We start from the raw sequence: 4332 nt of genomic DNA, 5'->3' as shown, positions 1-4332 counted from the left end.
CGGCGCGGTGGCCGCCACCCGCAGCCGGGCGTTGCGCCGCAGCTCGCCGCGCTGGCCCTCGCTGAGACCCAGCAACCCCAGGGCCGCCGTCTGGTCCGGGCCGGCGCAGAGGTCGACGAGCGCGGTCAGCACCGCCTCCCGCGCCGGGTTCAACTCCGACAGGGACAGCCGCGACAGGTCCAGCCGCCGGCCGGTGCCGGCCTCGGCCTTGCCCTCGGACGGGGGGAGCAGGATGAGCACCGGCACAGCGTACGGGCCGGGCTCAGCGCCACGGTCGCACGGCGCGGTCCGGGTGGTAGACGCGACTCCCGCCGACCTCGGCCACCAGCGCCGCGTCGGCCCGGTCGCCGAGCAGCCGCCGCAGCCCGCGTTCCGCCGACGAGCCGACCGCCACCACGTACCCGGGGCGGGCCGCCCGCCCCACCCGCTGCCAGTACGCCGGGTAGCGGTTCTGCCCGGGCGTCAGGTTGCCGTCCAGCACCCCGCAGGCGACCCGCTCGCCGGTGTTGAAGATGAGCCGGTTGCAGGTCCAGTAGTCGCCGTACACCTCGTGCAGGCCGGACCGTAGCACCGCGTCGGCCAGCCGGCGGGCGGAGCGCTCCTCGGCCCGTACCCCGGGGGTGTGGGCCAGGAAGGCCACCGTGCCGGCGACCGCGGCGGCGGTCAACCCGGCCAGCACCGCGGCGGCCGTGGCGCCACCCAGCCGGGCCACCCGGCCGGCGGAGGCCCGCAGTGCGTGCGCGGCGGCCAGCCAGAGCGGCCACAGCACCGCCGGCAGCGAGATCTGGAGCACCGACAGGTAGCGGGCGTTGCCCAGCGGGTCGGTCGCGGCGAGCGGGCTGCGCACGTACGCCATCAGGGTCAGGGCCGCGCCGACGACGAGCGCGAGCACCGCCGCGGCCCGCACCCGGGCGGCGTGGTCGGCGGCCCGGCGGTACGCGAGCAGCCCGAGCCCGGCGGCGGCCACCAGCAGCACCGGGTAGAGCAAACCGAACCACTGCGCCCAGCGCGCGCAGCCGTCCATCGGGCACAGCCCGGTGGCCAGCGGCACCCCCTCCAGCAGACCGCCGCGCAGCCGCTCGGCGATCGTCGGCGCCACGCCCTCCTTCGTGCTGATCTCCCGTAGCACCGACAGCGAGTCCTGCCCCGGCGGCGCCACGACGTTGTCCTTGACCACCGGCGCGACGCCGACCAGGAAACCCGCCACCAGCAGCACGCCGGGCCAGCCGACCAGCTCGCGGGGGATCGCCAGCAGCAGCACCACGCCGGCCACCAGCAGATAGGGCGCGATCAGCCAGTCCGACCACAGCGCCAGCCCGACGAGCAGCCCGAACCCGCCGGTGGCCAGCCAGCGGTGCCGCACCCGGTCCTCGCTGAGCGCGACCGCGATCAGCAGCAACGCCAGCACCGCCGGCTTGACCTCGGGCCGGCCGCCGACCACGGTGAGCTGGTCGCGGACCACCCGTTCCGAGCCGAGCGCCAGCAGGCCCACCACGACCACGGCCAGCCAGGGGGAGAAGAGGCGGCGGGTCAGCCGGTACGCCAGCCACAGGAAGATCGCGTACAGCGCGAGCAGCGGCAGCCGCAGCAGCGGCCAACTCGGTCCGGCCCAGCCCACCAGCGGCGCCGCCAGATACGACTCCAGCACGCCCATGTAGCGCTGCCCGTAGAGGAAGACCGGCCGCTCGTGGCCGCCGGCGATGTGCAGGGCGGCGAGGCCGAACGTGGCCTCGTCGCTGTTCGAGGCGGGCACCGTGAGCACGGTCAGCACCAGCCGGTATCCCACCCCGACCGCGCCGAGCAGCAACGCCACCAGCGCCGGCGCGTCCGGCCGGCCCATCGCGTCCCGCTTCACCTGCGACACGACGCAGTCTGGCACGCTGCCGGCCGGCGTCCGGGGCGGATCGGCGTAGATCACTCGCGTGGCCGGCCCCCGTCGGTTGTGGCAGTGTTGCTACGTGCCACCCACACCACCGGACCAGCTGGCCGTGCCGCAACTGCACCGGGCCGCCCGCATCGAGGACGCCGTGCACGGGCTCGTGGAACGCCGGCTGCGGCGCACCGGGTGGCAGCCCAACATCATCGCGTACGCGGGCTACGGCGCCCCCGGCTGGGCGCGGGTGCTCTGCCGCGTGCTGCTCGGCCGCCCGGACACCCGCCGGCGGGGCCGGCTGGACAAGGTGCGGGGCTGGCGCAGCTTCGCCACCCTGCCGGCCAAGCACGCCCGGGTGACCATCGAGGTCAACGGCGTGCGCCACGAGGTGACCGCCGACCGCAGCGGCTTCGTCGACACCGTCGTCGAGGGCGACTTCACCCCCGGCTGGGGCTGCGTACGCCTCAGCGTCGCCGACGCCGAGCCGGTGGAGGCGCTGGTGCGCATCCTCGACCCGAACGTCCGGTTCGGGATCCTCTCCGACATCGACGACACGGTCATGGTGACCGCGCTGCCCCGGCCGATGCTCGCCGCGTGGAACACGTTCGTCCTCGACGAGCACGCCCGCACCGCCGTCCCCGGCATGGCGGTGCTCTACGAGCGCCTGGCCACCGCCCACCCCGGCGCGCCGGTCTTCTACCTCTCCACCGGCGCCTGGAACGTCGCGCCGACGCTGACCCGGTTCCTCTCCCGCCACCTCTACCCGGCCGGCCCGCTGCTGCTCACCGACTGGGGGCCGACGGCCGACCGCTGGTTCCGCAGCGGGCGGGAGCACAAGCGGGCCACGTTGGCCCGGCTGGCCCGCGAGTTCCCCGAGGTGCGCTGGCTGCTCATCGGCGACGACGGGCAGCACGACCAGGAGATCTACCGGGAGTTCGCCGCCGCCCACCCGGACAACGTGGCCGGCGTGGCGATCCGCCGGCTGTCCCCGACCCAGTCGGTGCTGGCCGGCAGCCTGCCCGCGCCCGCCGGCCGTTCCTCGTCCGGCCCGGTGGGCCAGAAGTGGCTGAGCGCCCCCGACGGCGCCGGCCTGTGGAAGCTCCTCCGCGAAGCCGACCTGGTCTGAACCTTGCCCCGTACCCTCGTCTCGTCGACGGTGGCCAGACGGTCCGGGGCGGGTAGGGGTCGTCGGTGGTCCCCGGCGGGCCCGGGATCCCCGGTGGCTGCCGGTGGCTGCCGGTGGTTCTCGGTGGCTGTCGGTGGTTTTCGGTGGTTTTCGGTGGCCTTGGTGGTTTTCGATGGGACGGGTGAGACTCGCCGCGGCGGTGGAGCCCGGCCCGTGTTTCCCGCGAGCCGACCACTGCTCGGCCGCCCCACCGTATCCACCCCTCGGGACAACCAATCCAAACGCTGAGAAGCCCCCGAGATCTTGGTAGGAAATGGCCCTCAGAGGGGCCATTTCCTACCAAGATCTCAACCCCGCCGCGTCGATCATGAGGTTGACCGCCTTGTGGATCTTCTTAAGTGCCGTCAACCTCATGATCGACGTCAGGGGATCGGTGGTTGAGGCTGTGGGGGGTCAGCGGGTGGGCGGGGCGGATGCGGGGGTGACGGCGTCCGATCCGGGGTCACCGGGAGCGCAACCGGGGACCCGAGGGTCGGCGACCTGGTACACCCGGCCCGCCTGGCCCTGTCCCTGGCCCGCCTGGTCCTGACCGCCCTGGCCCGCCTGGTCCTGACCGCCCTGAGCCGCCTGGTCCTGACCGCCCTGAGCCGCCTGGTTCTGGCTGCCTTGGTCGGCCTGGTTCTGGTCGGTTCGGTCGGCGCTCTGATCCTGGCCGGGGGCGAGGCCGGCATCGGCACCCGACTGCCCGTCCGCCGCGTTCCCGTCCTGGTCGCCAGCTGCGCCTGCCGCGTCGCCCGGGTTCTGGCCCGCTCCCTGGTCCTGGCCCGCGCCCTGATCGCGGGCGGCCTGACGGGCGGCGCGGATCTGCTGGATCAGAGCGCGTAGCTGCTGGATCCGGGCCCGGATCTGCTGGATCCGCTGCGCTACCCGGTCACCGGCGTCGCCCGCCTGCCCACCGGCCGCGCCCTGCTGGTCGGCCCCGCCGGCCTGCTCGCCCCCGGCAGCCTGGTCGTTCGCGCCGGCCTGGTCGTTCGCGCCGGTCTGGTCGTTCGCGCCGGTCTGAGGGTCGTCCTGGGCTGCGCCGCCCTGTTGCGCGCCGCCTTGCTGCGCGTCGCCTTGCTGCGCGCCGGCCTGATCCGCGCCGCCCTGCTGACCGTCCTGTCCGGCGGCCTGCTGCTTCTGCTGGCGGGCGGCCCGGGCGGCCTGCACGATCCCGGCGATCTGGCCGATGAGGCCCCCGACGGCGTTGATGATGCCGGCGGCCCTTCCCGCACCGCCTACCGCACCGGCACCCGCGCCGCCTACCGCACCGGCACCCGCGCCGCCCGCCGCG

At 75.0% G+C, this 4332-nt stretch carries 2 protein-coding genes and 2 pseudogenes; 1 reads left to right on the top strand and 3 read right to left on the bottom strand.

Features of this window, described 5'->3' with window-relative positions; all coding sequences use genetic code 11:
* Together HUW36_RS26865 and HUW36_RS26860 are read right to left on the bottom strand one after the other, a co-directional pair.
* A pseudogene (locus HUW36_RS26865) lies at positions 1-240 on the bottom strand (hypothetical protein); the annotation flags it as partial.
* 22 nt (positions 241-262) lie between these two features.
* Entirely contained in the window at positions 263-1840 is a 1578-nt protein-coding gene (locus HUW36_RS26860; RefSeq protein ID WP_174530693.1) for a hypothetical protein, read from the bottom strand.
* A gap of 118 nt (positions 1841-1958) precedes the next feature.
* Here HUW36_RS26860 and HUW36_RS26855 point away from each other — a divergent pair, with 118 nt between their 5' ends.
* On the top strand, positions 1959-2999 hold the full coding sequence (locus HUW36_RS26855; RefSeq protein WP_246248338.1) for an App1 family protein phosphatidate phosphatase: 1041 nt from the start codon (positions 1959-1961) through the stop codon (positions 2997-2999).
* 453 nt (positions 3000-3452) lie between these two features.
* Here the strand turns inward: HUW36_RS26855 and HUW36_RS26850 are convergent.
* Positions 3453-4332 (bottom strand): annotated as a pseudogene (locus HUW36_RS26850) (hypothetical protein); the annotation flags it as partial.

Origin of the sequence: Micromonospora maritima (assembly GCF_902825405.1) — a bacterium.
GTDB lineage: Bacteria > Actinomycetota > Actinomycetes > Mycobacteriales > Micromonosporaceae > Micromonospora > Micromonospora maritima.
Note: the sequence above shows the minus strand (reverse complement) of the source record. Positions and strands in the feature narration are given on the sequence as shown.